This window comes from Microbacterium sorbitolivorans (genome assembly GCF_003327285.1).
Taxonomy (GTDB): Bacteria; Actinomycetota; Actinomycetes; order Actinomycetales; family Microbacteriaceae; genus Microbacterium; species Microbacterium sorbitolivorans.
Genome location: NZ_KZ848475.1, coordinates 1 through 25,422, shown reverse-complemented (window position 1 = coordinate 25,422; position 25,422 = coordinate 1). Strand labels below are relative to the sequence as shown.

26 protein-coding genes are annotated in these 25,422 nt (G+C 67.1%); 25 read left to right on the top strand and 1 reads right to left on the bottom strand.

Going from position 1 to position 25,422, the window contains the following annotated elements; genetic code table 11:
- Positions 1-22: 22 nt before the first annotated feature.
- On the bottom strand, positions 23-436 hold the full coding sequence (locus DTO57_RS09060; protein ID WP_114117920.1) for a DUF1844 domain-containing protein: 414 nt from the start codon (positions 434-436) through the stop codon (positions 23-25).
- Positions 437-705: 269 nt separating this feature from the next.
- On the opposite strand from DTO57_RS09060, the gene infC reads away from it, so the two are divergent.
- From infC to DTO57_RS08935, 25 genes are all read left to right on the top strand, one after another.
- Positions 706-1,311 (top strand): translation initiation factor IF-3, encoded by a 606-nt coding sequence (infC, locus tag DTO57_RS09055; RefSeq protein ID WP_114117919.1) that lies wholly within the window; start codon positions 706-708, stop codon positions 1,309-1,311.
- 82 nt (positions 1,312-1,393) lie between these two features.
- Entirely contained in the window at positions 1,394-1,588 is a 195-nt protein-coding gene (gene rpmI, locus DTO57_RS09050; protein WP_114117918.1) for a 50S ribosomal protein L35, read from the top strand.
- A 37-nt stretch (positions 1,589-1,625) separates the two neighbouring features.
- Entirely contained in the window at positions 1,626-2,009 is a 384-nt protein-coding gene (gene rplT, locus DTO57_RS09045; protein ID WP_114117917.1) for a 50S ribosomal protein L20, read from the top strand.
- Positions 2,010-2,120: 111 nt separating this feature from the next.
- The gene (locus DTO57_RS09040) at positions 2,121-2,873 is read left to right on the top strand and encodes a glycosyltransferase family 2 protein (protein ID WP_162785723.1); all 753 of its coding nucleotides are present in this window, start codon (positions 2,121-2,123) and stop codon (positions 2,871-2,873) included.
- The gene (locus tag DTO57_RS09035; protein ID WP_114117915.1) at positions 2,870-3,922 is read left to right on the top strand and encodes a lysylphosphatidylglycerol synthase transmembrane domain-containing protein; all 1,053 of its coding nucleotides are present in this window, start codon (positions 2,870-2,872) and stop codon (positions 3,920-3,922) included. Before DTO57_RS09040 ends, DTO57_RS09035 begins: the two co-directional genes overlap by 4 nt.
- A gap of 4 nt (positions 3,923-3,926) precedes the next feature.
- A complete protein-coding gene (locus DTO57_RS09030; RefSeq protein ID WP_114117914.1) occupies positions 3,927-4,739 on the top strand; it encodes a TrmH family RNA methyltransferase in 813 nt (270 codons plus the stop codon).
- A gap of 178 nt (positions 4,740-4,917) precedes the next feature.
- Positions 4,918-5,658 carry an amino acid ABC transporter ATP-binding protein gene (locus DTO57_RS09025; protein ID WP_114117913.1) on the top strand — a complete coding sequence of 247 codons (741 nt, stop codon included), beginning with the start codon at positions 4,918-4,920 and terminating at the stop codon, positions 5,656-5,658.
- 60 nt (positions 5,659-5,718) lie between these two features.
- Positions 5,719-6,639: a glutamate ABC transporter substrate-binding protein gene (locus tag DTO57_RS09020; protein WP_114117912.1), complete on the top strand. Its 921-nt coding sequence runs from the start codon at positions 5,719-5,721 to the stop codon at positions 6,637-6,639.
- Between the two features lie 61 nt (positions 6,640-6,700).
- Positions 6,701-7,357 carry an amino acid ABC transporter permease gene (locus DTO57_RS09015; protein ID WP_114117911.1) on the top strand — a complete coding sequence of 219 codons (657 nt, stop codon included), beginning with the start codon at positions 6,701-6,703 and terminating at the stop codon, positions 7,355-7,357.
- Positions 7,354-8,259, top strand: a complete 906-nt coding sequence (locus DTO57_RS09010) for an amino acid ABC transporter permease (RefSeq protein WP_114118347.1) — start codon at positions 7,354-7,356, stop codon at positions 8,257-8,259. The genes DTO57_RS09015 and DTO57_RS09010 overlap by 4 nt, the downstream gene beginning before the upstream one ends.
- A gap of 62 nt (positions 8,260-8,321) precedes the next feature.
- Complete coding sequence (locus DTO57_RS09005) at positions 8,322-9,701, top strand: hypothetical protein (protein ID WP_114117910.1); 1,380 nt, start codon at positions 8,322-8,324, stop codon at positions 9,699-9,701.
- 36 nt (positions 9,702-9,737) lie between these two features.
- On the top strand, positions 9,738-10,778 hold the full coding sequence (gene pheS, locus DTO57_RS09000) for a phenylalanine--tRNA ligase subunit alpha (RefSeq protein WP_114117909.1): 1,041 nt from the start codon (positions 9,738-9,740) through the stop codon (positions 10,776-10,778).
- Complete coding sequence (gene pheT / locus DTO57_RS08995) at positions 10,778-13,282, top strand: phenylalanine--tRNA ligase subunit beta (RefSeq protein ID WP_114117908.1); 2,505 nt, start codon at positions 10,778-10,780, stop codon at positions 13,280-13,282. The genes pheS and pheT overlap by 1 nt, the downstream gene beginning before the upstream one ends.
- A gap of 109 nt (positions 13,283-13,391) precedes the next feature.
- Positions 13,392-13,655 (top strand): hypothetical protein, encoded by a 264-nt coding sequence (locus DTO57_RS08990; RefSeq protein ID WP_162785722.1) that lies wholly within the window; start codon positions 13,392-13,394, stop codon positions 13,653-13,655.
- 43 nt (positions 13,656-13,698) lie between these two features.
- Positions 13,699-14,046 (top strand): hypothetical protein, encoded by a 348-nt coding sequence (locus DTO57_RS08985; protein WP_114117906.1) that lies wholly within the window; start codon positions 13,699-13,701, stop codon positions 14,044-14,046.
- Positions 14,047-14,080: 34 nt separating this feature from the next.
- On the top strand, positions 14,081-14,602 hold the full coding sequence (locus tag DTO57_RS08980; RefSeq protein WP_114117905.1) for a GNAT family N-acetyltransferase: 522 nt from the start codon (positions 14,081-14,083) through the stop codon (positions 14,600-14,602).
- A 209-nt stretch (positions 14,603-14,811) separates the two neighbouring features.
- A complete protein-coding gene (gene murJ, locus DTO57_RS08975; protein WP_229730378.1) occupies positions 14,812-16,023 on the top strand; it encodes a murein biosynthesis integral membrane protein MurJ in 1,212 nt (403 codons plus the stop codon).
- Between the two features lie 150 nt (positions 16,024-16,173).
- Positions 16,174-17,217 (top strand): N-acetyl-gamma-glutamyl-phosphate reductase, encoded by a 1,044-nt coding sequence (gene argC / locus DTO57_RS08970; protein WP_114117904.1) that lies wholly within the window; start codon positions 16,174-16,176, stop codon positions 17,215-17,217.
- Complete coding sequence (gene argJ, locus DTO57_RS08965; RefSeq protein ID WP_114117903.1) at positions 17,214-18,371, top strand: bifunctional glutamate N-acetyltransferase/amino-acid acetyltransferase ArgJ; 1,158 nt, start codon at positions 17,214-17,216, stop codon at positions 18,369-18,371. Before argC ends, argJ begins: the two co-directional genes overlap by 4 nt.
- Positions 18,368-19,273 carry an acetylglutamate kinase gene (argB, locus tag DTO57_RS08960; RefSeq protein WP_114117902.1) on the top strand — a complete coding sequence of 302 codons (906 nt, stop codon included), beginning with the start codon at positions 18,368-18,370 and terminating at the stop codon, positions 19,271-19,273. The genes argJ and argB overlap by 4 nt, the downstream gene beginning before the upstream one ends.
- The gene (locus DTO57_RS08955; RefSeq protein ID WP_114117901.1) at positions 19,270-20,466 is read left to right on the top strand and encodes an acetylornithine transaminase; all 1,197 of its coding nucleotides are present in this window, start codon (positions 19,270-19,272) and stop codon (positions 20,464-20,466) included. The genes argB and DTO57_RS08955 overlap by 4 nt, the downstream gene beginning before the upstream one ends.
- Positions 20,463-21,386 (top strand): ornithine carbamoyltransferase, encoded by a 924-nt coding sequence (gene argF / locus DTO57_RS08950; protein ID WP_114117900.1) that lies wholly within the window; start codon positions 20,463-20,465, stop codon positions 21,384-21,386. Before DTO57_RS08955 ends, argF begins: the two co-directional genes overlap by 4 nt.
- Before the next feature lie 60 nt (positions 21,387-21,446).
- On the top strand, positions 21,447-22,892 hold the full coding sequence (gene argH / locus DTO57_RS08945; protein ID WP_114117899.1) for an argininosuccinate lyase: 1,446 nt from the start codon (positions 21,447-21,449) through the stop codon (positions 22,890-22,892).
- An 11-nt stretch (positions 22,893-22,903) separates the two neighbouring features.
- Positions 22,904-24,205, top strand: coding sequence for a tyrosine--tRNA ligase (tyrS, locus tag DTO57_RS08940; RefSeq protein ID WP_114117898.1), 1,302 nt, complete (start codon positions 22,904-22,906; stop codon positions 24,203-24,205).
- Between the two features lie 48 nt (positions 24,206-24,253).
- Entirely contained in the window at positions 24,254-25,006 is a 753-nt protein-coding gene (locus DTO57_RS08935; RefSeq protein ID WP_114117897.1) for a hypothetical protein, read from the top strand.
- Positions 25,007-25,422: the final 416 nt, after the last annotated feature.

The following is a 25,422-nucleotide window of genomic DNA, read 5'->3' as shown; positions in this document are numbered from 1 at the left end:
CGTGCCCCATTCTTCGTGCGACTTAGATGACCGAGCCGGTGTACTTCTCGCCCGGGCCCTTGCCGGGCTGGTCGGCGATCGTCGAGATCTCGCGGAAGCGCAGCTGGAGCGAGCGCAGGCCGTCGCGGATCGGGCGGGCGTGCATGTCGCTGATCTCGGGGGCCGCGGCGGTCACGAGGCCCGCGAGGGCGTTGATGAGCTTGCGCGCCTCGTCGAGGTCGGTGAGCTCCTCGGCGTCGGAGCCCTCGCCGAGGCCGAGCTTGACGGCGGCGGCGCTCATGAGGTGTACGCAGGCCGTTGCAATGACCTCGACGGCGCCGACGTCTGCGATGTCGCGGGTGGCGTCGACGGCGGCAGAAGCGCGCTCCTGCTCCTCCCACTTGGCGTGACGCTCGGTGTCGAACGAGTGGGCGTGATCTGACGAGGTGTTGCTCATGAATAACTTTCTGCTAGACTATGTCGGGCTCCGGGCATTGGCTCGGACGAAAGAGGATTTTCATCCCACCCGCGCTTGCCGCTCTAGGCTACCGGGTCAAGCACACTCCGCCCTCTGAAAAGGGGGTTGGGGCGAACGTAGGTTCGCTCGTAGGGTGGTGACACGCGATTGTTCATGCGTGACACGTGCGGATGTTGAAGATTCTCCCGCCCGCGTCGCGTACCTCGCGTCGCGGTGGCTACCGACTACCGCACCATTAGGAGTTCCGCATCAGCGATCCCCGCATCAACGAGCGCATTCGCGTGCCTGAGGTCCGTCTTATCGGTCCCGGCGGCGAACAGATCGGTGTTGTCCGCAGCGAGGTTGCACTTCGCCTCGCCCAGGAGCAGGACCTCGACCTCGTCGAGGTTGCTCCCGACTCGCGTCCTCCCGTAGCCAAGATCATGGACTACGGAAAGTTCAAGTACGAGACCGCACAGAAGGCCAAGGAAGCACGTCGCAACCAGGCCAACACGGTTCTCAAGGAGGTTCGCTTCCGCTTGAAGATCGACCAGCACGACTACGACACCAAGCGCAAGCGTGCTGAGGGCTTCCTCAAGGCCGGAGACAAGGTCAAGGCAATGATCCTGTTCCGCGGCCGCGAGCAGCAGCGCCCCGAGATGGGCGTCCGCCTGCTGATGAAGTTCGCCGAAGAGGTCGCGGAGCTCGGCTCGGTTGAGTCGCGCCCCAAGATCGACGGTCGCAACATGGTGATGATCATCGCGCCGGTGAAGAACAAGTCGGAAGCCAAGGCTGAGCAGAACGCTCAGCGTGCGGCGACCAAGCAGGCAGCTCGCGACGCGAAGAGCGCGAGCAAGGAACCTGTCGCCGAATAGTCGGTAACTGAATCACTTCCCGTCCGACGGACGGGTAGCACCCATGTCGCCCCCGGAGGGCGCACACGTCAAGGAAAGAACAATGCCGAAGCAGAAGACCCACTCGGGCGCCAAGAAGCGCTTCAAGATCACCGGCAGCGGCAAGATCAAGAAGCAGCAGTCGGGCATGCGCCACAACCTCGAGGTCAAGTCGAGCCGTCGCACGCGTCGTCTGAACCAGGACCAGCTGGTCTCGGGCAACGACATGAAGACCGTCAAGAAGCTGCTCGGTCGCTGAGCGACTCGACATCTCGAACTTTTAAGGAAACACACTCATGGCACGAGTAAAGCGGGCAGTAAACGCCCACAAGAAGCGTCGCACAATCCTCGACCGCGCCTCGGGTTACCGTGGTCAGCGTTCGCGCCTTTACCGCAAGGCTAAGGAGCAGGTCACTCACTCGCTGGTCTACGCGTACCGCGACCGCCGCAAGCGCAAGGGCGACTTCCGCCGCCTGTGGATCCAGCGCATCAACGCTGGCGCCCGCGCCAACGGCCTGACCTACAACCGCTTCATCCAGGGCCTGAACCTGGCCGGCGTGACGGTCGACCGTCGTATGCTCGCCGAGCTCGCGGTCAACGAGCCCGCGACGTTCGCGACGCTGATTGAGGTCGCGAAGGGCGCTCTGCCCGCCGACGTCAACGCGCCGAAGGCTGCGTAAGCACGTTCTCCGCTGAAGGCGGGTGCCCCGATGGGGTGCCCGCCTTCAGCCGTTTCCGGGCACGCCGGATCCGATCTTGCGTCGTTTACCGTGAACGTGTTTGCTGGGGAGGTGGCCCACACGCTTCCTGCGCGCGCCGATTCCCGGCCGACGATCACGGTCGTCATCCCCGCCTTCAACGAGGCGCATATCATCCGTCGCTGCCTCGCCGCGCTCGCGGCGCAGAGCGACCCCGCCGACGAGATCATCGTGGTCGATAACGCCTCGACCGACGGCACCGTGGCGGTCGCCTCGAGTTTCGCGGGCGTGCGCGTGATCTCCGAGCCGCGCGCGGGCGTGACCTTCGCCCGCACGGCCGGCTTCGACGCGGCGCGCGGCGACGTGATCGCGCGCATCGACGCCGACTCGCTCGTCACCCCCGATTGGATCCGCCGGTTGCGGTGTGCGTTCGACAGCTCGGATCTCGACGCGATCGGCGGCGGCGCCGGCATCGCGGAGCTCTCGCCCGGCCAGCTCTGCTGGTTCGGCTGGTGGTATCGCGGCTTCCGTTTCTGGCACGAGCGCGCCATCGGCGTGCGGCCCATGCTCTACGGCTTCAACTCGGCGATGCGCCGGGAGGCCTGGGAGCGGGCCCGCACCCTCGTCGCCGCGGATGACGAACTGGTGAGCGACGACGTCGACGTGACGATCGCGCTCCTCCGTACCGGACACCGCCTGCGCTTCGACCCGCGCATCGGGGTGCGCGCGAAGCTCTTCCGCTCGATCGACCGCGAGAAGCTGGCGCGCTACTACCGCACCGACGGCATCACCCTCGCTCGGCACCGCTTCGGCCGCCGCTCGCGGTGGATCGAGAGCGACGTATGAAATGGCCGTCGTTTAAGACCTGGATCAGCATCATCACGGCCGTTCTCGTCGCCGTGATTATCTGGCAGGCGTGGCCCAACGTCGTAGACGCGTGGCACAGCCTGTCGCAGGTCAACCTATGGATCTTCGCGCTGCTGCTCCCGGTGCAACTCGCGAGCTACGCCGCGACGGGGGAGTCGCTGTTCTCGTTCCTCCGCGCGCGCGGCGAGCTGCGCGGCATGCACCCGCTGACGGCCATGCGCATGTCGCTCGAGTTCAACTTCGCGAACCATATGCTGCCCTCGGGCGGCGCCGCGGGCATCGCCTACACGTCGTGGAAGCTCTCGACGCTCGGCATCGCGGCCAGCCGCGGCACGATCGCGCAGCTGGCGAAGTTCGGCGTGACCTTCCTCTCGTTCAGCATCATGCTCGCGGTCGCGGGCATCCACCTCCTGATCTCCGGAGGGGGGAGCACGAGCGTGCTGTGGGCGGCCGCCGGAATCGGCGTTCTCGCCCTCGTCGGCGTCACGCTCGGCGTGTGGATCTTCGGGCGCCGGCGCCTGCTGCACCGCGCGGCGGGCGTGGTGCTTCGCGTCGCGCGCTGGGGCATGCGCGTGCTCCGGATCCGCAAGACGCTCGAGGCGGTGACGCTCGTCCGCTTCGTCGACGGCCTGCACCTTGAGGTGCGCGAGATCATCGCGCAGCCCCGCACGCTCGTCACGCCGTTCCTGTGGTCGTTCGTCGTCAATGCGTGCGATGCGGCGCTCTTCTGGATCGCGCTCGCGTCGTTCGGCGTGTACCCGGATCCGGCGCTCGTGTTCGTCGCCTACGGCGTGGCGACCGTCGCGAGCATGATCATCGTCACGCCCAACGGCGTGGGCGCGTACGAGGTCGTGATGGTCGCGACCTTCGTCTCCGGAGGGCTGGATCCGTCGATCACGATCGCGGCGATTGTGCTCGCCCGCGCGGTGCTGCTGCTCGGCACGATCGTTTTCGGCTGGGGCTTCTACCAGCACAGCGTCGTGACCGCGAAGGCCCCGGGGCTTTCCCGGCGCGGCACAGTAGCCTAGAGCCATGCTCGATAACCCCCGCGCCGCACGCGTCAAGACGATCCGCAAGCTCTCGCAGCGCAACGAGCGCCGCGACACGGGGCGCTTCCTGCTGGAGGGCCCGCAGGCCGTCCGCGAGGCCCTGACCTACCGTCCCGAGCTCGTCGAGCAGCTGTTCGCGACGCCGACGGCGCTCGAGAAGCACGGCGACATCCGCACCCTCATCACCGACGCGCAGACGCAGAACCCCGACCTCGAGTGGGACTACGCCGACGAGGCCGTCATCGACGCGATGTCCGACACCGTGACGCCGCAGGGCTTCGTCGCGGTCGCGCGCCAGAACCCGACGGCGCTGAAGGACATCTTCGGCAGCGAGCCGAAGCTCGTCGTCGTGTGCGAGGAGGTCCGCGACCCGGGAAACCTCGGCACGATCATCCGCGCGGCCGACGCCGCGGGCGCCGACGCCGTTATCCTCACGGGCCGTACGGTCGATCCCTTCAACCCGAAGGTCGTGCGTTCGACGACTGGCTCGCTGTTCCACGTTCCGTTCGCGGTCGACGCCGACCTCGCCGACGTGATCGGCCGCGCCCGCGGCGCCGGCGTTCAGGTGCTCGCCGCCGACGTGAAGGGCGACGACATCCTCGAAGCTCGCGGCTCGCTCGCGAACCCGACGGCCTGGGTCTTCGGCAACGAGGCCCGCGGCCTGACCGACGAGTCGCTCGCACTCGTCGACCGCGCCCTGAAGCTCCCGATCTACGGCCACGCCGAGTCGCTGAACCTCGCGACCGCCGCGAGCGTGTGCCTCTACGAGACGGCCTTCGCGCAGCGCAGCGTCTAAACGAAAAACAGCGCACAGCCTCAGAAAAACGCGAAAGCCGCGCCCGGGATTTTCCGGTGCGCGGCTTTCGTATTGCGGTGAGAAAGCTGGGAAATACAACATAAGCGTTCGATAACACCATCGAACGATCGTGTTTCAAGGCTAGCGCCGGGCTGAAATCACTGGCTAGAGTTCCTGCATGGCAGAGGCACTAGTAGTCATCGATCACGTGCAGAAACACTACGGCGAGTTTCACGCGCTGAAGGACATCAATCTGACGGTCGACCGCGGTGAGGTCGTCGTCGTGATCGGCCCCTCGGGATCCGGCAAATCTACGCTGTGCCGCACGATTAACCGCCTGGAGACGATCACGAGCGGATCGATCTCGATCGACGGCAAGGAACTGCCGAGCGAGGGCAAGGCGCTCGCGGCCCTCCGCGCCGACGTCGGCATGGTCTTCCAGTCGTTCAACCTCTTCAGCCACCTGACGATCCTCGACAACGTCACGCTCGGCCCGATCAAGGTCAAGGGCGCGAAGAAGGCCGAGGCCGAGACCGAGGCGCGTCGGCTGCTCGACCGGGTCGGCATCGCGCACCAGGCCGACAAGTACCCGGCACAGCTCTCGGGCGGCCAGCAGCAGCGCGTGGCGATCGCCCGCGCGCTCGCGATGCACCCGAAGGTGATGCTGTTCGACGAGCCGACCAGCGCGCTCGACCCCGAGATGATCAACGAGGTGCTCGACGTCATGGTCGACCTCGCGAAGGAGGGCATGACGATGGTCGTCGTGACCCACGAGATGGGCTTCGCCCGCAAGGCCGCCGATCGCGTCGTCTTCATGGCTGACGGCGAGATCGTCGAGCAATCGGATCCGGAATCGTTCTTCACGAACCCGCAATCGGGGCGCGCGAAGGACTTCCTCTCGAAGCTGCTCACCAAATAAATCCCCCGAAACGCGCCCGCGGTTTCGCGGGCGCGGACCGAATCCCACCAGGAGGACATCATGCGAAAGTTTCGGAACATCGCGGCGGCGACCCTCGCGACGGGAGCGATCTTCGCGCTCGCCGCGTGCAATAGCGGATCCCCGACAGGCTCCTCAGACGGGGACACGGCACCGGAGCCGGAGGTCGCGGAGGACGTGGTGCTCGAGGGTAGCCCGACCTACGACAAGATGGTCGAAAACGGCGGCCCCGTCATCGGTGTGAAGGAAGACCAGCCCGGCCTCGGCTACCTCGACGTCGCGACGGGCGAGCGTAGCGGCTTCGACATCGAGATCGCCCGCTGGGTGGCGGCGTCGCTCGGGTTCTCCGAGGACGAGATCACATACAAGGCGGTCGCCTCGGCGAACCGCGAGCAGGAGCTGATCGCCGGCAACATCGACTACTACGTCGGCACCTACTCGATCACCGACAAGCGCAAGGAAGAGATCTCCTTCGCCGGCCCGTACTTCATCACCGGCCAGGGCTTCCTCGTCACGACCGACAGCCCGATCACCGAGGTGACCGATGAGTCGACCTTCAACGGCAAGACGGTGTGTTCGGCGACCGGCTCGACGCCGATCCAGAACATCACCGAGAACTTCCCCGAGGTCAAGACGCAGGAGTACGACATCTACTCCAACTGCGTCGAAGACCTCCTGAGCGGAAAGGTCGACGCGGTCACGACCGACGCGGCGATCCTCATCGGTTACGCGGCCGAGCGCCCGGACGAGCTGAAGGTGTTGCCGGACGCCGAGGGCAACGACCCGGGCCTGTTCACGGAGGAGCGCTACGGCATCGGCATCCCGAAGGACGACACCGTCCTGCAGGAGTTCATCAACACGATGCTGACCGATGGCAACGCCGAGTGGCAGGAGATCTTCGACTCGACCCTCGGCAAGTCGGGCGTCGAGATCGAGCAGCCCGCCGTCGATCCCGTTAGCTGATTCCACGGCGCGGGGCCGCGAGGCCCCGCGCCGTCCGCTCATATTCGAAGGAGTGTGACGAGTGGACGCCATCACTGGCAACCTCGATCTCTGGCGACAGGGCATCGGCTACACGCTGCTGCTTTTCGCGTGCGGCGGCGTCATCGCGCTGGTTCTCGGGACCATCGTGGGTGCGATGCGCGTCTCGCCGGTGCCGATCGCGCGGGCGGTCGGCGCGCTGTACGTCAACCTGGTGCGTAACACGCCCCTGACCCTCGTGTTCTTCTTCTTCGTGTTCGGTTACTCGGCGCTCGCGCTCCCGACGCTTCCGAACACGATCCTCGGCATCTTCGCCATTGGGGTCTATACCGCGACGTACGTCGCCGAGACCCTGCGCGCCGGCATCAACACCGTGCCGGTCGGGCAGGCCGAGGCGGCGCGCGCGATCGGGCTCCCGTTCGGGCAGGTCATGACGCAGGTGGTGTTGCCGCAGGCGTTCCGCTCGGTTGTGCCGCCCATGATGAGCGTGCTCATCGCGCTGCTGAAGAACACCACCGTCGCGGCCGGATTCTCGATCGCGGTGCTGCCGCGCCTGCAGCAGACGATCTCGAACTCGCACACCCGCCCCGGCTCGTCGATGGAGATCCTGATGTGGGTCGCGCTGTTCTTCGTCGCGGCCGTGATGCTTCTGACCCTGGCGCAACGAGCGCTCGAGAAGAAGTGGAGGATCGCGCGATGACTTCCGTGCTGTATGACGTCCCCGGCCCCCGCGCGCGGGCGCGCAACCGAATCCTTGCGGTCGCGACGATCGTCGTGGTGCTCGCGGTCATCGGGTTCGTGCTGTGGCGCTTCTCGATTTCGGGCCAGTTCACGGCCGCGAAGTGGAGCGTGTTCACCTACACGAACGTGTGGATGACGATCGGCGAGATGCTGCTCAACACGTTGCGGGCCTTCGCGCTCGCCGCCGCGCTGAGTCTCACGCTCGGCTTCGCGCTCGCGATCGGCCGCCTGTCGAACCACGCGTGGGTCCGGATCCCGGTCATGGTCGTGACCGAGCTATTCCGCGCGGTGCCCGTGCTCGTCATGATGATGATCTTCTACTACGGCCTGCCGACGTTCGACGTGACGGTCACGCCGTACTGGGCCGTGGTGCTGGGCCTCACGCTCTACAACGGGTCGGTGCTCGCGGAGGCGCTCCGCGCCGGAGTCGAGTCGCTCCCGCGCGGGCAGAGCGAGGCGGGCTACGCCATCGGCCTGCGCAAGAGCAACGTCATGATGCTGATCCTCCTGCCACAGGCGATCCGGGCGATGCTCCCGGTCATCATCGCGCAGCTCGTGGTGACGCTGAAGGACACGGCGCTTGGCTTCATCATCACCTACCCCGAGCTGCTGTACTACACGAAGCTGCTCAGCGCGCAGGCGCGACTCGGTAGCCCGATCCTGCAGTCGGCGATCGTTATCGGTGGCATCTACATCGTGATGTGTCTGCTGCTGTCGTGGCTCGCGCACTGGATCGAGAAGCGCGGGCGTCGATCGGCCAAGCGCGCCGGCGCTGGACCGCACGAGCCCGCGGCCGACGACGAGGCCACGCTCACCGAGGTCATCTCGATGCAGGCGGGCCCCGGAAACATCACGAAATAGCGGCATCACCGAGGGGCCGCCCGGAGTGGATCCGGGCGGCCCCTGCTGGCACACTGGAGACCATGCCGCGCCCCACCGCACTCCGCTCGAAGCTCGCCCTCGTTCTGGGCGTCCTCGCGCTCGCCGCCGCGACACTCGTTCCGTCGGCCGCGGTCGCCGACGATGCGTCCGAGATCCCGCTGCCCGAATCGGGCGACTATCTCGGATCCACGACGCTCGACGAGGCGGATCCGGGGGAGGCGTCGGCGACCGCGGAGACGGAGGCGATCTCGCTGCGGAACTTCGATGCCGGCAACCTCATCTCCGATAAGCAGATGTACACGTCGGGCACGATGACGGCGAAGCAGATCCAGTCGTTCCTGAACGCCAAGGTGCCGACCTGCCAGAAGGGCTACACCTGCCTGAAGAACTTCACGCAGAAGACCGTGACGAAGAAGGCGAACTCGTACTGCTCGGGCACCTACACGGGCTCGTCGAAGGAGTCGGCGGCATCGATCATCTCGAAGGCCGCGAAGGCGTGCGGCGTCAGCGAGAAGGTACTGCTGGTGATGCTGCAGAAGGAGCAGGGGCTCGTCACCCACACGTGGCCGAGCGCCTTCCGCTACGACAAGGCGATGGGCTTTGCCTGCCCCGATAACGCCGCGTGCGACCCGCAGTTCTTCGGCTTCCAGAACCAGGTCTACATGGCCGCGCAGCAGCTGCGCCGCTACTCGATCGACCCGTACTTCAGCTGGTACCCGGTGGGGAAGAAGAGCCAGGTGCGCTACCACCCGAACGCCGCCTGCGGAACCGCGGCCGTGACGATCAAGAACAAGGCGACCGCGGCGCTGTACTACTACACGCCGTATCAGCCGAACAAGGCCGCGCTCGCCGCGGGCTACGGCACGGGCGACTCGTGCTCGTCGTACGGAAACCGCAACTTCGTGAACTACTACACCGATTGGTTCGGCGGATCCGGCGGCGGCAGCACGGGCCCGAACGCGAAGGATGCGAAGCCGGTCGCGCGCTTCTGGTCGTCGAAGTTCGATAACGCGCACTTCTACACGCTGAACGCGAGCGAGGCGAACACCCTCAAGGCGAACGACCCCAATTGGGCCTACGAGGGAACGGGCTTCCGCGCGTGGGCGACGACGAACGGATCCTGCCGCGCCGGCACGATCCCCGTCTACCGCTTCTGGTCGTCGAAGTTCGAGTCGCACTTCTACACGACGAACTCCGCCGAGATGCAGAAGGTGCGTGACACCGATAAGAACTGGGCGTACGAGGGCACCGCGTTCTGCACCGCCGCGAAGTCGTCGTCCACGACGACGCCCGTGTACCGGTTCTGGTCGGAGAAGTACGGCAAGCACTTCTACACCTCGAACGCCGCCGAGTCGCAGAACCTGCGCAACAACGACCCGAACTGGTCGTACGAGGGCGTCGCGCTGTACGCGCCGAAGTAAACGGCCGTCCAGGCGCGGCCATTAGGATGGGGCCTCGTGTCTGACGTACCCGAGATCACCCCAGAAGCGGTCGATGCCGCCGTCGCCGACGCGCTCGCCGCGGTCGCCGCGGCCGCCGATACCGCCGCGCTGAAACAGGCCCGTGCCGCCCACCAGGGCGAGGGCAGTCCGCTCGCGACGCTGAACGCGCAGATGCGCCACGTCGCCAAGGAGAAGAAGGCCGAGGCGGGCAAGCTCGTCGGCGGCGCCCGTGGCCGCGTGAACCAGGCGTTTACGGCCCGCGAGGAAGAGCTGAAGGCGATCGAGGATGCCGAGAAGCTCGAGGCCGAGCGCCTCGACATCACGGCGATCGCGAGCCGCACCCGCTCGGGCGCGCGCCACCCCGTCGTGCTGATGCAGGAGGCCATCGCCGACCTGTTCGTCGGCATGGGCTGGGAGATCACGGAGGGCCCCGAGCTCGAGCACGAGTGGTTTAACTTCGACTCGCTCAACCTCGACGAGGACCACCCGGCGCGCCAGGAGCAGGACACGTTCTACGTGGATCCGGCCAACCGCCACCTCGTGCTGCGCACGCAGACGAGCCCCGTCCAGATGCGCACGATGCTCGAGCGCGAGGTGCCGATCTACGTGCTCTCGCCGGGCAAGGTCGCACGCACCGACGAGTTCGATGCGACGCACCTTCCGGTCTTCACGCAGGCCGAGGGCCTCGTGGTCGACAAGGGCATCACGATGGCGCACCTCAAGGGCACGCTCGACCACATCGCGAAGCAGCTGTTCGGCGCCGAGGCGAAGACGCGCCTGCGCACGAACCACTTCCCGTTCACCGAGCCGAGCGCCGAGTTCGACCTGTGGCACCCGACCTTCAAGGGCGGCGCGCGCTGGATCGAGTGGGGCGGCTGCGGAATGGTCAACCCTAACGTGCTTCGCGCGGCGGGCATCGACCCCGAGGTGTACAGCGGTTTCGCATTCGGAATCGGCATCGAGCGAGCGCTGATGTTCCGCAGCGATGTACAAGACATGCGCGACATGGCCGAGGGCGATGTCCGTTTCAGCGAGCAGTTCGGGATGGTGGTCTGATGCGCGTTCCGCTTTCGTGGCTCCGCGATTTCGTCGAGATGAGCGACGAGGCGACGACGGATGACGTCTTCGCCTCGCTCGTATCGGTCGGCTTCGAGGAAGAAGAGGCCCTGGGCTTCGACGTGACGGGCCCCGTCGTCGTCGGTCAGGTCGTCTCGTTCGACGTCGAGCCGCAGAAGAACGGCAAGAACATCCGTTGGTGCCAGGTCGATGTCGGCGCGGCAAACGGCGGCGTGCGTGGCATCATCTGCGGTGCCCAGAACTTCCACCCCGGCGACAAGGTCGTGGTCTCGCTTCCCGGCGCGGTGCTCCCCGGCCCGTTCCCGATTTCGGCGCGCAAGACCTATGGACACACGTCCGATGGCATGATCGCCTCGGCCAAGGAGCTGGGCCTCGGCGACGACCACGACGGCATCATCCGCCTCGTCGAGTGGGGTCTCGACCCCGAGGTCGGCACCGACGCGATCGCCCTCCTGGGCCTCGACGGCGAGGCCGTCGACGTCAACGTCACGCCCGACCGCGGCTACGCGCTGTCGATCCGCGGCATGGCGCGCGAGTACGCGCTCGCGACTGGCGCATCGTTCACGGATCCGGCGGCCCGCCCCGCGACCGAGGTCGCCGCGGGCAGCGGATTCGCTCTCGCGATCGACGACCAGCGCCCGATCCGCGGCAACCACGGCGTCAAGCAGTTCGTCGTGCGCACGGTGAACGGTGTCGACGCGTCGCGCCCGACGCCGCCATGGATGCGCTCGCGCCTGCAGCTCGCGGGCGTGCGCTCGCTTGGCCTGCTGATCGACATCACGAACTACGTCATGATCGAGCTCGGCAACCCGATCCACGGTTACGACGCCGACCGCCTCTCGGGCGGCATCACGGTGCGTCGCGCCGACAAGGGAGAGAAGCTCACTACGCTCGACGGCGCCGAGCGCACGCTGAGCGACGAAGACCTGCTGATCACCGACGAGTCGGGCCCCATCGGTCTCGCCGGCGTGATGGGCGGTGCCTCGACCGAGCTGAACGACGAGACGGCCAACGTCGTCATCGAGGCCGCGGCCTTCGAATCGGTGTCGATCGCCCGCACGGCCCGCCGCCACAAGCTCCCCAGCGAGGCGAGCAAGCGCTTCGAGCGCGGCGTGGATCCGCTCATCGCGCACGCGGCCGCGCAGCGCGTGGTCGACCTGATGGTCGAGCTCGCGGGCGGAACCGCCGGATCCGTCGGCGCCGAGCTCGAGTACGCCTTCCAGGGCGAGACGATCGAGCTGCCCGAGGGCTTCGCGGGCGGCCTCGTGGGCGTCGAGTACGACGCCGTGCTGCAGCAGGAGATCCTCGAGAAGATCGGCTGCACCGTCACCCGTATCGATGGTGGATTCAGCGTCGTGACGCCCTCGTGGCGACCCGACCTCACCGACAAGTGGACGCTCGTCGAGGAGATCGCGCGCGTCGACGGCCTCGACAAGGTGCCGTCGATCCTGCCGACCGCCCCCGCGGGCCGCGGCTACACGCGCGAGCAGTCGTCGCGCCGCCGCGTCGCCGACGCGCTCGCCGCGACGGGCCTCGTCGAGACGATCGCGTTCCCCTTCGTGTCCGAGGCGGCGAACACGCTGTACGGATCCGCATCGGGGGAGAAGGTCGCGATGGTTCGCCTCGCGAACGCGCTCGACCAGACAGCGCCGTTCCTGCGCCGCTCGCTCGTTCCCGGCCTCGTCGCCACGGCGCACCGCAACCTGGCGCGCGGCACGACCGACCTGTCGCTGTTCGAGATGGGTAGCGTCTTCCTCCCGGAGGAGGGCATGACGTACGGCACCGACGTGAACTACGCACGCGCCCAGCGTCCGACCGACGCGCAGCTCGCCGAGATCCACGCGTCGATCCCGCCGCAGCCGCGCCACGTGGCGATGCTGTTCGCCGGTGACATCGCGTCGAAGCAGCCGGGGCGCGCGGCCGAGGCCGCGGGTCTCGACGCCGCCCTCGACGCCGTGCGCACCGTCGGCGAGGCCGCCGGAATCACCATCGAGGTGGAGCAGACGAAGCGCGCCGCCCTGCACCCGGGGCGCGCGGGCAAGCTCGTCGCCGCGGGCGTCGAGATCGGCTACGTGGGCGAGCTTCACCCCGACGTGTCGAAGGAGGCCGACCTGTTCGGCCGCGTCACCGTCGCCGAGCTCGACCTCGATCGCCTCATCGCGCTCGCGGGCGAGCGCGTCACCGTGGCGCACCTCTCGACCTACACCGCCGCGACGCAGGACGTGTCGCTCGTGGTGGGCCAGGACGTTGCCGCGGCTGAGGTGCGCGCCGCACTCGTCGAGGGCGCGGGCGAGCTCCTCGAGAGCACCCGCCTGGTCGACGACTACCGCGGCCAGGGCTTGGAGGACGGGCAGAAGTCGCTCACCTTCGCCCTGCGTTTCCGCGCCGCCGACCGCACCCTGACGGCCGCCGAGGCGACCGAGGCGAAGCTCGCGGGCGTCGCCGTCGCGGAGGAGCGCTTCGGCGCCCACATCCGCGACTGAGCACGCGCACGACCCTGAGGGGGCGAGGGATCCACGGATCCCTCGCCCCCTTTCGATATACATCTCGCGAACGATGTCGATCACCGGCCGTTCCGGAACAATAAGACGCATGACGACGAAGAGAAGGCCTCCGCGTTATCTGTCGACCGTGCTCCTGGGCGCTGGCGCGTTGCTGCTGGTCGCTGCCGCGGCCGCGGCCATTGCTGAGGGCTACGCGGCGGATGCGCAGGCACGGGGCGGGAACATCATTCCGGCACTGGTCATTGCCGGCCTCGGCATTGCGTCGGCGATTGTCGGACTCGTGTTGCCGCCGGCTTCGCCTCGGTCGGCGGACCCGTCCGATGAAGCGCACGAGAGAAATAGCCCGTTGTAGAGCAGGCGGCGGGGAACTAGCGCCCCTCCGCCAAGATAAGCGGGTGCGGGTTCTCGGAAGCATCATTCTCACCATCGTCGCGACGCTGGCCGGGCTTTTCGGCGTCATGATGCTCGGTTTGTCAGGCCTAACCCTTGCGGGGCCGGGCCTCATGATCATCGACTACCCGGACTCGGACGACTTCGAGAGAATGATCGGTATTGTGATGGGCCTCGTCTCGCTGGCAGGCTGGCTCGTCCTGCTTCTCGCCGCGGCGTTCGTTGGGCTACGAGGCGAGCGCAGCACGCGTGCGCGACGCGCCGCTCTATGGACCAGCGCCGGACTGAGCACGGTTCTGGTCTTGGCGGGCCTGACCTTCGTGCTGTCAACGGCCCCGCGTTCCCTCGTCTAAGGGCATTTGTACAGGCGACACGAGACAATGAACCGTGCTCGAAGCCCTGAATCTCCCCACGTCCGTGTTTGCGCACGACACCGAGGTGGTGATCCGCAGGGCTACGCGCGACGATCTTCACGAGCTCATGAGGCTACTGTCCGACGACCCCATCAGTGCGGGTCGCGGTGACCGCGCTCGTGATGCTGACCAACCCGCCTACGAGGTCGCGCTCGACCGTATTATTGGCGACCCAAGCAACGAAATCATCGTCGTCACGGATGCCGGAGGGGCGATGGTAGGCACGCTCCAACTGACGCTCATACCGGGCATGGCCCGGCGCGGGAGCACGCGGTTACTCGTCGAAGCGGTTCGCGTCGCGAGCACCGAGCGCGGATCCGGAATCGGTTCAGCGCTCATGCGCTGGGTGATGGATGAGGCCGCAACCGAACTCGGCGCGGCCCTGGTCCAGCTCACGTCGGACGCCGCCCGCGAGGACGCGCACCGCTTCTACACGCGCCTCGGTTTCGTCGACTCGCACATCGGCTTCAAGTACTACGTGAAGCCAGGCCTGTAGCGCGCGGAGGAATCGAGGTCAGGAATGGGACGCACAAGCGTTGTGCTCGGAGCGGGGATGCTTGTATCGCGCGTCACGGGTTTCGTCCGAACGATCATCCTCGCGGCTATCATCGGCAGCGTCCAGTCGTCCGCAGCGGACGCGTTCTCGGTCGCCAATCAGCTGCCGAGTGCGGTCTTTAACCTGATCTCGGCGGGGACCTTACGGCGGTGCTCGTGCCGCAGATTGTCAGAGCGAGCACGCATCAAGATGGTGGCAACCTCTTCATCTCGAAGGTCTTCACGATCGGGCTCGTTGTGCTTGCGGCGATCACGGTGCTGTTGTTCGTCGTGTCGCCACTGATCGTGACCGTGCTTCTCCGAGAAGCGCACGATCCGGTGCAGACTGAGCTCGCAGTCCGCCTTGGCTACTGGTGTGCTCCACAGATCTTCTTCTACGGGGCGTTCGCGCTCATAGGCGAGACGATGAACGCGAGGCGCGTGTTCGGGCCATACACCTGGGCGCCGGTGGTGAACAACGTCGTATCGATCGCGGGCTTCCTCCTTATCGGGGCGCTGTTTCAGGGCGATCTGACGGAGTCCTCCAGCTGGACGCCGGGTATGTCGGCGATGCTCGGCATTATCGCGACACTGAGCGTTGCCCTGCAAGCCGCGGCGCTCGCACTCTTCTGGCGCAAGACTGGCATACGGGTGCGTCTCGATTTCCGGTGGCGCGGCGGCGGTCTTGGTGAACTCGGTAGAGCCGGCACGTGGACCTTCGTTATGGCGCTCGCGGCGATGCTGGCCGGTTTTTACCAGACGTCCGTGACGCTCGCCGCATCCGGTGATGCTTCGTCGGTCACCGTGCTGAACAACGCGTGGTTGTTGTTCATGCTCCCGTACGCGCTCATCGTCTTCTCTATCGGGACTCAGTACTTCACGAGAATCGCTGAGGGCGCCGCGGCGGGCGATCACCGACGTGTTCAGCGGGATGTCTCCCAGAGCATCCGCACGCTCGGCTTCTTCGTCATCGGCGCGGCGGCCGCGGTCGCGGCCGCATCCTGGCTCGCGCGTGCGGGCGCATTGCCTGTTGAGTACCTCGCCGCAGCGGTCGCGCTGGGCCAATCAATCTCGTTTATCGTGCAGACAGTGATCGCCACAACCCTGCTCCGCCGGCGTCTGGGGCGGATCGGTGCACGGACCTGGGCCCGTTCGCTCGCTCTCTTCCTCGCGTCCGCGCTCCCCGCAGGGGCGTGCGGAGTCGGGCTATACCTGCTCTGGGATGGATCCCACGGATGGATGTCGTCGAGCGTGATCGCCGGCGGGTGCGGCGCGGCCGGGATCGGTGCGACGGTGTTACTTGTCTATGTTGCGATCCTGCTCGTCTTTGGAGCGGAGCATGCGCGCGCGCTCGTGTCCGTCCTGATGAAGCGCCGCTCCTAGCGTGCTATTCTCGCTTCCATGTCCCGCGCTTTTGAGCTCCGTCGCGGCCGCCGAATCTCGGCGGGCCGCCGGTCTGCGCGCGCATAGTTTGCGTCGCGTGAGCGGTCCGCCGTCACGGATATCTGCTCCTCGCGCAATAAGGTAGAAAACATGACGTATTCGGTCGCCGTTTCCGGCGCCTCTGGCTATGCGGGTGGCGAGATTCTTCGCCTTCTTGCTCAACATCCTGATGTCGAGATCACGACGGTCACGGCGCACTCGAACGCGGGCGATCCGCTGATCGCACACCAGCCGCACCTGCGCAGCCTCCGTCACCTCGAGTTAAAGCCGACCTCGCCCGAGGTGCTCTCGGGTCACGACATCGTCTTCCTCGCCCTTCCCCACGGGCAGTCGGGTCAGTACACCGACGCACTCACGAACGTGGGCCTCGTCGTCGACGCCGGAGCCGATCACCGGCTCACGAGCAAGGACGCGTGGGATCAGTTCTACGGGGGCGAGTTCCACACTCCGTGGACGTACGGCGTGCCCGAGCTGCTCGTCGACGGGAAGAAGCAGCGCGAGAACCTCGTCGGCGCAACGCGCATCGCGGCCCCGGGCTGCAACGCCTCGACCGTCTCGCTCAGCCTCGTTCCGGGAATCGCGGCGGGCGTGATTAAGGCCGACGACATCGTGACGGTTCTCGCGGTAGGCCCGTCGGGTGCCGGCAAGTCGCTCAAGACGCACCTGCTCGCGAGCGAGATGCTCGGATCCGCGAGCGCGTATGGCGTCGGCGGCACGCACCGCCACATCCCCGAGATCCAGCAGGCGCTCCGCGGCGCGGGCGCCGTGGATCCGCGGGTCTCGTTCACGCCAGTGCTCGTGCCGATGGCGCGCGGCATCCTCGCGACGACGACCGCCCGGATCGCGGACGGCGTCACCGACGCCGAGATCCGCGCCGCGTGGGAGAGCGCGTACGGCGACGAGGTCTTCGTCAACCTTCTTCCCGAGGGCGTGCAGCCGCGCATCTCGGACGTCGTAGGCGCAAACACCGCGCTGATGAGCGTCGCGATCGATCGCGCGGCGGGCCGCGTCATCATCACGGCGGCGGTCGACAACCTCGCCAAGGGCACCGCGGGTGCCGCCATTCAGTCGATGAACATCGCGCTCGGTCTCAACGAGACGACGGCGCTGACCGTGAACGGAGTTGCGCCGTGAGTGTGACAGCAGCACAGGGATTCGAGGCGGCCGGTGTCGCCGCAGGCCTGAAGTCGACGGGCAAGCCCGACGTCGCGCTCGTGGTGAACCGCGGGCCGCAGAAGACGGGCGCCGCGGTGTTCACGTCGAACCGCGCCAAGGCCAACCCCATCATGTGGTCGCAGCAGGTCGTAAAGGACGGCGTCGTTGAGGCGGTCGTGCTGAACTCCGGCGGCGCGAACTGCTTCACCGGATCCTTTGGCTTCCAGACCTCGCACCTCACGGCCGAGAAGGTCGCCGAGAAGCTGGGCGTCTCGGCCGGCGACGTCGTCGTCTGTTCGACCGGCCTGATCGGGACGGGCGACGAGGTCTTCCGCCAGAAGGTGCTCGACGGCGCGACGGCCGCGGCCGAGGAGCTCTCGGACGACGGCGGCGAGCACGCGGCACACGCGATCATGACGACCGACACGATCCCGAAGCAGGCGGTGCGCGAGCGCGACGGCTGGACGATCGGCGGAATGGCCAAGGGAGCGGGCATGCTCGCACCGGGGCTTGCGACGATGCTCGTCGTCATTACGACCGACGCCGTGCTGACGGCCGAGCAGGCCGACGCGGTGCTCCGCGGCGCGACGCGGGTGAGCTTCGACCGCCTCGACTCCGACGGCGCGATGTCGACGAACGACCAGGTCACGCTCCTCGCGAGCGGCGCGACGGGCATCGAGCCCAACCTCGAGGCGTTCGAGGCAGAGCTCGCGGCCCTGTGCCTCGACCTTGCCGAGCAGCTCATGGGTGACGCCGAGGGCGCGAGCCACAACATCCGCATCGAGGTGCGCCGCGCCGCGACCGAAGGCGACGCGGTGACGGTCGCCCGTTCGGTCGCCCGCAACAACCTCTTCAAGACGGCGATCTTCGGCAACGACGCGAACTGGGGCCGCGTGCTCGCGGCGATCGGCACGACCGACGCCGAGTTCGACCCGTACAACGTCGATGTCTCGATGAATGGCGTCCGGGTGTGCTCGGAGGGCGGCCCCGACCGCCCGCGCGAGGAAGTTGACCTGACCCCGCGCGACACCCACGTCGTGATCGATCTCCTCGTTGGCGAGGCGACGGCGACGATCATGACCAACGATCTGACCCACGCCTACGTCCACGAGAACAGCGCTTATTCCTCATGACACCGATAGATCTTCAGAAGACGAGCCCCGAAGAGGCCGAGTTCAAGGCCTCGACGCTGATCGAGTCGCTCCCGTGGCTCAAGCAGTACCGCGACGAGATCGTCGTCGTGAAGTACGGCGGCAACGCGATGATCTCGGAGGAACTGCAGGACGCGTTCGCGGAGGACATCGCGTACCTCCGCTACGTCGGCATTAAGCCTGTCGTCGTGCACGGCGGCGGTCCGCAGATCTCGAACATGCTCGATCGCCTCGCGATCCCGAGCGAGTTTAAGGGCGGCTACCGGGTCACCTCGACCGAGGCGATCAGCGTCGTGCGCATGGTGCTGACGGGCCAGATCAACCCGCAGCTCGTGTCGAAGATCAACTCGCACGGCCCGTTCGCGGTCGGCATCTCGGGCGAGGACGCGGCGCTGTTCGGCGGCCGCCGACGCGGCGTCATGATCGACGGTGTCGAGGAGAGCCTCGGCCGCGTCGGCAACGTCGTGAAGGTCGACCCGAAGCCGGTGCTCGATCACCTGCGCGCCGACCGGATCCCCGTGGTCGCGGGCGTCGCACCCGACCTCGACAACCCGGGCCACACGCTCAACATCAACGCTGACGCCGCGGCCAGCGCTCTGGCGCAGGCGCTCGGTGCCAAGAAGCTCGTGATCCTCACGGACGTGCCCGGCCTCTACGCCGACTGGCCGAACCGCGACTCGCTCGTGTCGCACCTGACGGCCGACGAGCTGACCCAGCTCATGCCGAACCTCGAGTCCGGGATGATCCCCAAGATGCAGGCTTGCCTCGACGCCGTGCAGAACGGCGTGAAGAAGGCCTCGATCATCGATGGCCGGGTGCCCCACTCGGTCCTCGTCGAACTTTTCACAAGCAATGGAATCGGAACGGAGGTCTCGGCAACATGACGAACGACTGGAAGGACGAGGCCGGCCGCGACCTCATGAGCCTGGGCGGACGCCTCGCGAACCTCGAGCGCGGTAAGGGATCGCACGTCTGGGACACCGAGGGCAACCGCTTCCTCGATTTCCTCGGCGGCATCGCCGTCAACGCGCTCGGTCACGCGCACCCCGTTTTTGTTGAGGCCGTGACGCAGCAGGCCCAGCGCCTCGCGCACGTCTCGAACTACTTCGCGACCCCGCAGCAGCTCGAGCTCGCCGCGCGCCTCAAGCGCCTCGCGAAGACGGGCGACGCGGGCCGCGTCTTCCTGGCGAACGCCGGAACCGAGGCGAACGAGACGGCGCTCAAGCTCGCCCGCCTGCACGGAAATAAGCACGGCAAGGGCACGATCCTGTGCCTGAACGGCGCGTTCCACGGCCGCTCGACGGGCGCGCTCGCGCTGACCCCGAAGGCCGCGTACCAGGATCCGTTCGCGCCCCTTATGCCCGGAATCGTCGCGATCGACCCGACGATCGAGGCGCTTGAACAGGCGTTCACAGACGACGTCGCGGCGATCTTCGCCGAGCCGATTCAGGGCGAGGCGGGTGTCGTCCCGCTTCCGGACGGCTTCCTGGCCCGCGCCCGCGAGCTCGCGACGGAGCGGGGCGCGCTGCTGATTCTTGACGAGGTGCAGACCGGATCCGGTCGCACGGGTGAGTGGTTCGCGCACCAGGCGCTTGGGGTCACCCCCGACGCCGTGACGCTCGCGAAGTCGGTCGCCGGCGGATTCCCGCTCGGCGCGATGATCACCTTCGGCGTGGCGAGCGAGCTGTTCTACCCGGGCACGCACAACTCGACGTTCGGCGGCAACCCGCTCGCGAGCGCCGTGGCGAACGCGGTGCTCGAGTACGTCGAAGACGAGAACCTGCTCGAGAATGTCACCGCTCGCGGCGCCGAGCTTCGCGAGAAGGTGCAGGGTCTGCCGCTGGTGTCGCACACGCGCGGCGCGGGCCTCCTCATCGGCATCGTCCTCGATAAGCCGGTCGCGGCCGATGTCGCGGCGGCAGCCCTCGAGCGCGGCCTGATCATCAACGCCCCCGCGGCCGACGTGATCCGCCTGGCTCCGGCCTACACGATTGGCGACGACGAGATCGCCGAGTTCCTCGACCTCTTTAGCGCGTCTCTCGACGCTGTCGCCACCAGCCAGGAGAACGCCTCATGACCCGACACTTCCTTCGCGATGACTCGATCACCCCTGCCGAGCAGGCCGAGATTCTCGACCTCGCCGCGCAGCTGAAGAAGGAGCGCTGGAGCGAGAAGCCGCTCGAGGGCCCGCAGACCGTTGCGGTCATCTTCGACAAGTCGTCGACCCGCACGCGCGTCTCGTTCGCCGTCGGCATCGCCGACCTCGGCGGCATCCCGCTGATCATCTCGACGGCGTCGAGCCAGCTCGGCGGCAAGGAGACCCCGGCCGACACGGCGCGCGTTCTCGAGCGCCAGGTCTCGGCGATCGTCTGGCGCACCTACGCGCAGGCGGGCCTCGAGCAGATGGCCGATAACTCGCGGGTTCCGGTCGTCAACGCGCTGAGCGATGACTTCCACCCCTGCCAGCTGCTCGCCGACCTCCTCACGATCCGCGAGCACAAGGGATCGACGCAGGGGCTCACGATGAGCTTCTTCGGCGATGGCGAGTCGAACATGGGCCACTCGTACGTGCTCGCGGGCGCGATGGCGGGCATGCACGTGCGCGTCGCGAGCCCCGAGGGCTACCAGCCCCGCGAGGACGTCGTCGCCGACGCGCGCGCGATCGCGGAACAGACCGGCGGATCCGTCACCGTCACGGCCGACGTCGAGGCGGCCGCCTCGGGTGCCGACGTGATGATCACCGACACCTGGGTGTCGATGGGCAAGGAAGAGGAAAAGGCGGGTCGCCTCGCGGCCCTCCGCTCGTACAAGGTGACGACCGACCTGATGAAGCTCGCGGCGGACGACGCGATCTTCATGCACTGCCTGCCCGCCGACCGCGGCTACGAGGTCGACGCCGACGTGATCGACGGCGACCAGAGCGTCATTTGGGACGAGGCGGAGAACCGCCTGCACGCCCAGAAGGCGCTGCTCGTCTGGCTTCTTCGCCAGCAGTAAGTGCGCGCGGGGTCGATATGGCCTCCGGCTTCGCACGTTCCACCGGTTAGGCTGGAGCGCGTGAGTACGACGGATTCCGCATCGACCCCGCACGGCACGAACGAGGGCGCCCTCTGGGGCGGCCGATTCGCGTCGGGCCCCAGCCCCGCGCTGCAGGCGCTGAGCAAGTCCACCCATTTCGACTGGAAGCTCGCGCTGTATGACATTCGCGGATCCCACGCGCATGCCACCGCGCTGGAAGCCGCCGGTTATCTGTCGACCGATGACGCCCGCGAGATGCACGCCGGCCTCGACCGCCTCGCCGAGAAGGTTCGCTCCGGCGAGCTCCTCCCGCGCGAGAGCGACGAAGACGTTCACGGCGCGATGGAGCAGGCGCTCCTCGCCGAGGTGGGCGCCGAGCTCGGCGGCCGCCTCCGCGCGGGCCGCAGCCGCAACGATCAGATCGCGACGTTCGTGCGCATGTACCTGATCGACCACGCCGGCGTCATCGCCAACGGCGTGCTCCAGCTGATCGACGCGCTCGTCGCGCAGGCTGAGGCGCACGAGTCCGCGATCCTGCCGGGCCGCACGCACCTGCAGCACGCGCAGCCGGTGCTCCTCGCGCACCACCTCCAGGCCCACGCCTGGCCGCTCGTGCGCGACCTCGAGCGGTTGCGCGACTGGCGCGCCCGCGCGGGCGTCTCGCCCTACGGCGGGGGAGCGCTCGCAGGCTCGACCCTCGGGCTGGATCCGGCTCTCGTGGCGCGCGAGCTCGGCCTCGACCGCCCGGCCGAGAACTCGATGGACGCCACGGCCTCGCGCGACGTTGTCGCAGAGTTCGCCTTCATCGCGGCGCAGATCGGCATCGACCTGTCGCGCCTGTCGGAGGAGATCATCCTCTGGAACACGCGCGAGTTCGACTTCGTGACGCTCGACGACGGCTACTCGACGGGTTCGAGCATCATGCCGCAGAAGAAGAACCCCGACATCGCCGAGCTCGCGCGCGGCAAGGCCGGCCGCCTGATCGGTAACCTCAGCGGCCTGCTCGCGACGATCAAGGCGCTGCCGCTCGCGTACAACCGCGACCTGCAGGAGGACAAGGAGCCGGTGTTCGACTCGGTCGAGACGCTCGAACTCGTCCTCCCCGCCTTCACCGGCATGGTCGCGACCCTGCGCTTCAACACCGAGCGCATGGCGCAGCTCGCTCCTGAGGGCTTCTCGCTCGCGACCGACGTCGCCGAGTGGCTCGTCAAGCAGGGCGTTCCGTTCCGCGACGCACACGAGATCTCTGGATCCCTCGTGCGCGCCTGCGAGGAGCGCTCGATCGGTCTCGAAGACGCCGACGACGCGCTGCTCGCGTCGGTCTCCGAGCACCTCACGCCCGGCGTCCGCGAGGTCCTCTCGATCGAGGGATCCGTCGCGAGCCGCGCCGGCGCCGGCGGAACCGCGCCCGTCCGCGTCGCGGAGCAGCGCGCAGAACTTATTGAACGCGCCCAGCAGGCGATCGCCGCGCTGGGTGGAAAGTAGAAACGACGATCATGACGACTTCCGACCTGACCGTGGCCGAACAGAAGCTCGACGCCTCTTTCGACACCCTGTGGGACGAGCTCAACTGGCGTGGGCTCATCCACGTCTCGACCGACGCCGACGAGCTGCGGCAGCTCCTGGCCGGCGACCCGATCGTCTACTACTGCGGCTTCGACCCGACCGCCCCGAGCCTGCACTTGGGTAACCTCGTGCAGCTGCTCACGATGCGCCGCCTGCAGCTGGCGGGCCACCGCCCGCTCGGCCTCGTCGGCGGATCCACGGGTCTCGTTGGCGACCCGCGCCCGACCGCGGAGCGCACGCTCAATACGCGCGAGACCGTGAACGAGTGGGTCGCGAAGCTCCGCGCGCAGATCGAGCGCTTCCTGAGCTTCGAGGGCGACAACGCCGCCCGCATGGTGAACAACCTCGACTGGACGGCGCCCCTGTCGGCGATCGACTTCCTGCGCGAGATCGGTAAGCACTTCCGCGTCGGCACGATGCTGAAGAAGGACGCGGTGAGCGCGCGCCTCAACTCGGACGCGGGCATCAGCTACACCGAGTTCAGCTACCAGATCCTGCAGGGCCTCGACTACCTCGAGCTGCACCGCCAGTACGGCTGCGTGCTGCAGACGGGCGGCAGCGATCAGTGGGGCAACCTCACGAGCGGGACCGACCTCATCCACCGCGTCGAGGGAACGAGCGTTCACGCGTTCGGTACGCCCCTCATCACGAACAGCGATGGCACGAAGTTCGGTAAGAGCGAGGGCAACGCGATCTGGCTCGACGCCGAGATGTGCAGCCCCTACGCGATGTACCAGTTCTGGCTGAACACCGATGACCGCGACGTGATCGAGCGCCTGAAGGTGTTCACGTTCATGACGCGCGACGAGATCGCCGAGTACGAGCGCCTCGTGGCAGAGGAGCCGTTCCGCCGCGCGGCGCAGAAGCGCCTCGCGCTCGAGGTGACCGCGACGGTTCACGGCCTCGAGACGACGGCTAACGCCATCGAGGCGTCCGAGGCGCTCTTCGGCAAGGGAGAGCTTGCCTCGCTCGACGCCGCGACGCTCGCATCCGCGCTCGGTGAGCTTCCGCACGCGACGGTCGCCGCCGGATCCTCGGTCGTCGACGCGCTCATCGCGACCGAGCTCGTGAAGTCGGCCTCGGAGGCCCGGCGCGCGATCGCCCAGGGCGGCGTCTCTATCGACGGCGAGAAGGTCGTGAACGACGATGCACAGGTGACGGGTAGCCTGCCCGGCGGCGTCTCGGTGCTCCGACGCGGCAAGAAGGCGCTAGCCGGCCTGTTCATCGGCTAAGGCGGACGGGTATCGTCTGGCGTAAGCGGTAACAGGGGAGATTCAACGATGAGTAACAAGAACCAGAAGCCGCAGCGCCCGGCGGCACCCGTCGGCGCCGACGCACCAAAGGGTGGCGTCACACAGATGATCCGCGAGCGCCTCGAGAAGACGGCCGCTCCGCACGGCGTCGAGATCCCGGAGACCATCGTCGACGATCTCGGATCCGCCGAGGGCCGCCGCCGCACCATGGAGACCATGGGCGGCGATGCCGGCGCACAGCTCGCCCAGAAGTACGGGGTCGACGCCGACGCGGCGAAGGTCGTCGAGACCGCCACGTCGCTCACCACCGACGAGGGTCGACGCGCGGCGATGAAGGAACTCGGCGTGCACATGTCGGGCAAGCTCGCCGAGAAGTACGGGGTCGAAGACGCCGAGGCCTCGAAGTTGCTCGAATCGTCCCGCGCGCTGCGCACCCGCGAGGGCCGCCAGAGCATGCTCGCCCAGTACGGCGGCAACATCGACGCCGAGAACCTGATGGCGAAGCTGCACGACAGGGGGCTGTCGATCGAAGACCGCCGCGAGCTCGTGAACTCGATGCTGAAGAACGACAAGGTCACCGGCTCACTGAAGAAGGCCGGCAAGGGCCTCGTCATCGCGGCGATCGTGCTGCTGATCGTCCTGGCCGTCGTCGTGATCGGCGCCGTCGCCCTGTTGAGCTGGCTGTTCCAGCTCGGGGGAGGGGACACACAGGCGCTCGCCGACGCGATCGCGACACGCCCGGTGTGGGCTCCGTTTGCTGGGGCCCCGGGATCCGCGTAATGTAATCCCTTGTCGCCGCCAAGCGGTGAGGTTGAGCCGACAGGCTCCCATCCCAAGACGGCGACACGAAACATAGCTCTTCTTAATTGAAGACAGTGATTCGGAAGAGATTCTCTTCAGGTTTCATTCAGAATGAGCCGGTAAGTTTATCTCTTGTCGCCGAAACGAGAAATCGTCTAAAGCGGCACAGTGAAGTTGCCCCGGAGGGCTCGCCTTGATTGGTGAGGGCCGGGTGCGTCTGATCCTTGAGAACTCAACAGCGTGCACTTGTCAAATGCCAATATGTCCTCGGGCTAGGGGTAACCCTAGTTTTGAGAGATTCCTTTGGATCAATTTGATGTCAGTTGACATTACTTTTGGTCAGTTTCAAACTCGCAGCTCACACGTTTTCCCGTGTGGGTGTGCATTTTTTCTTT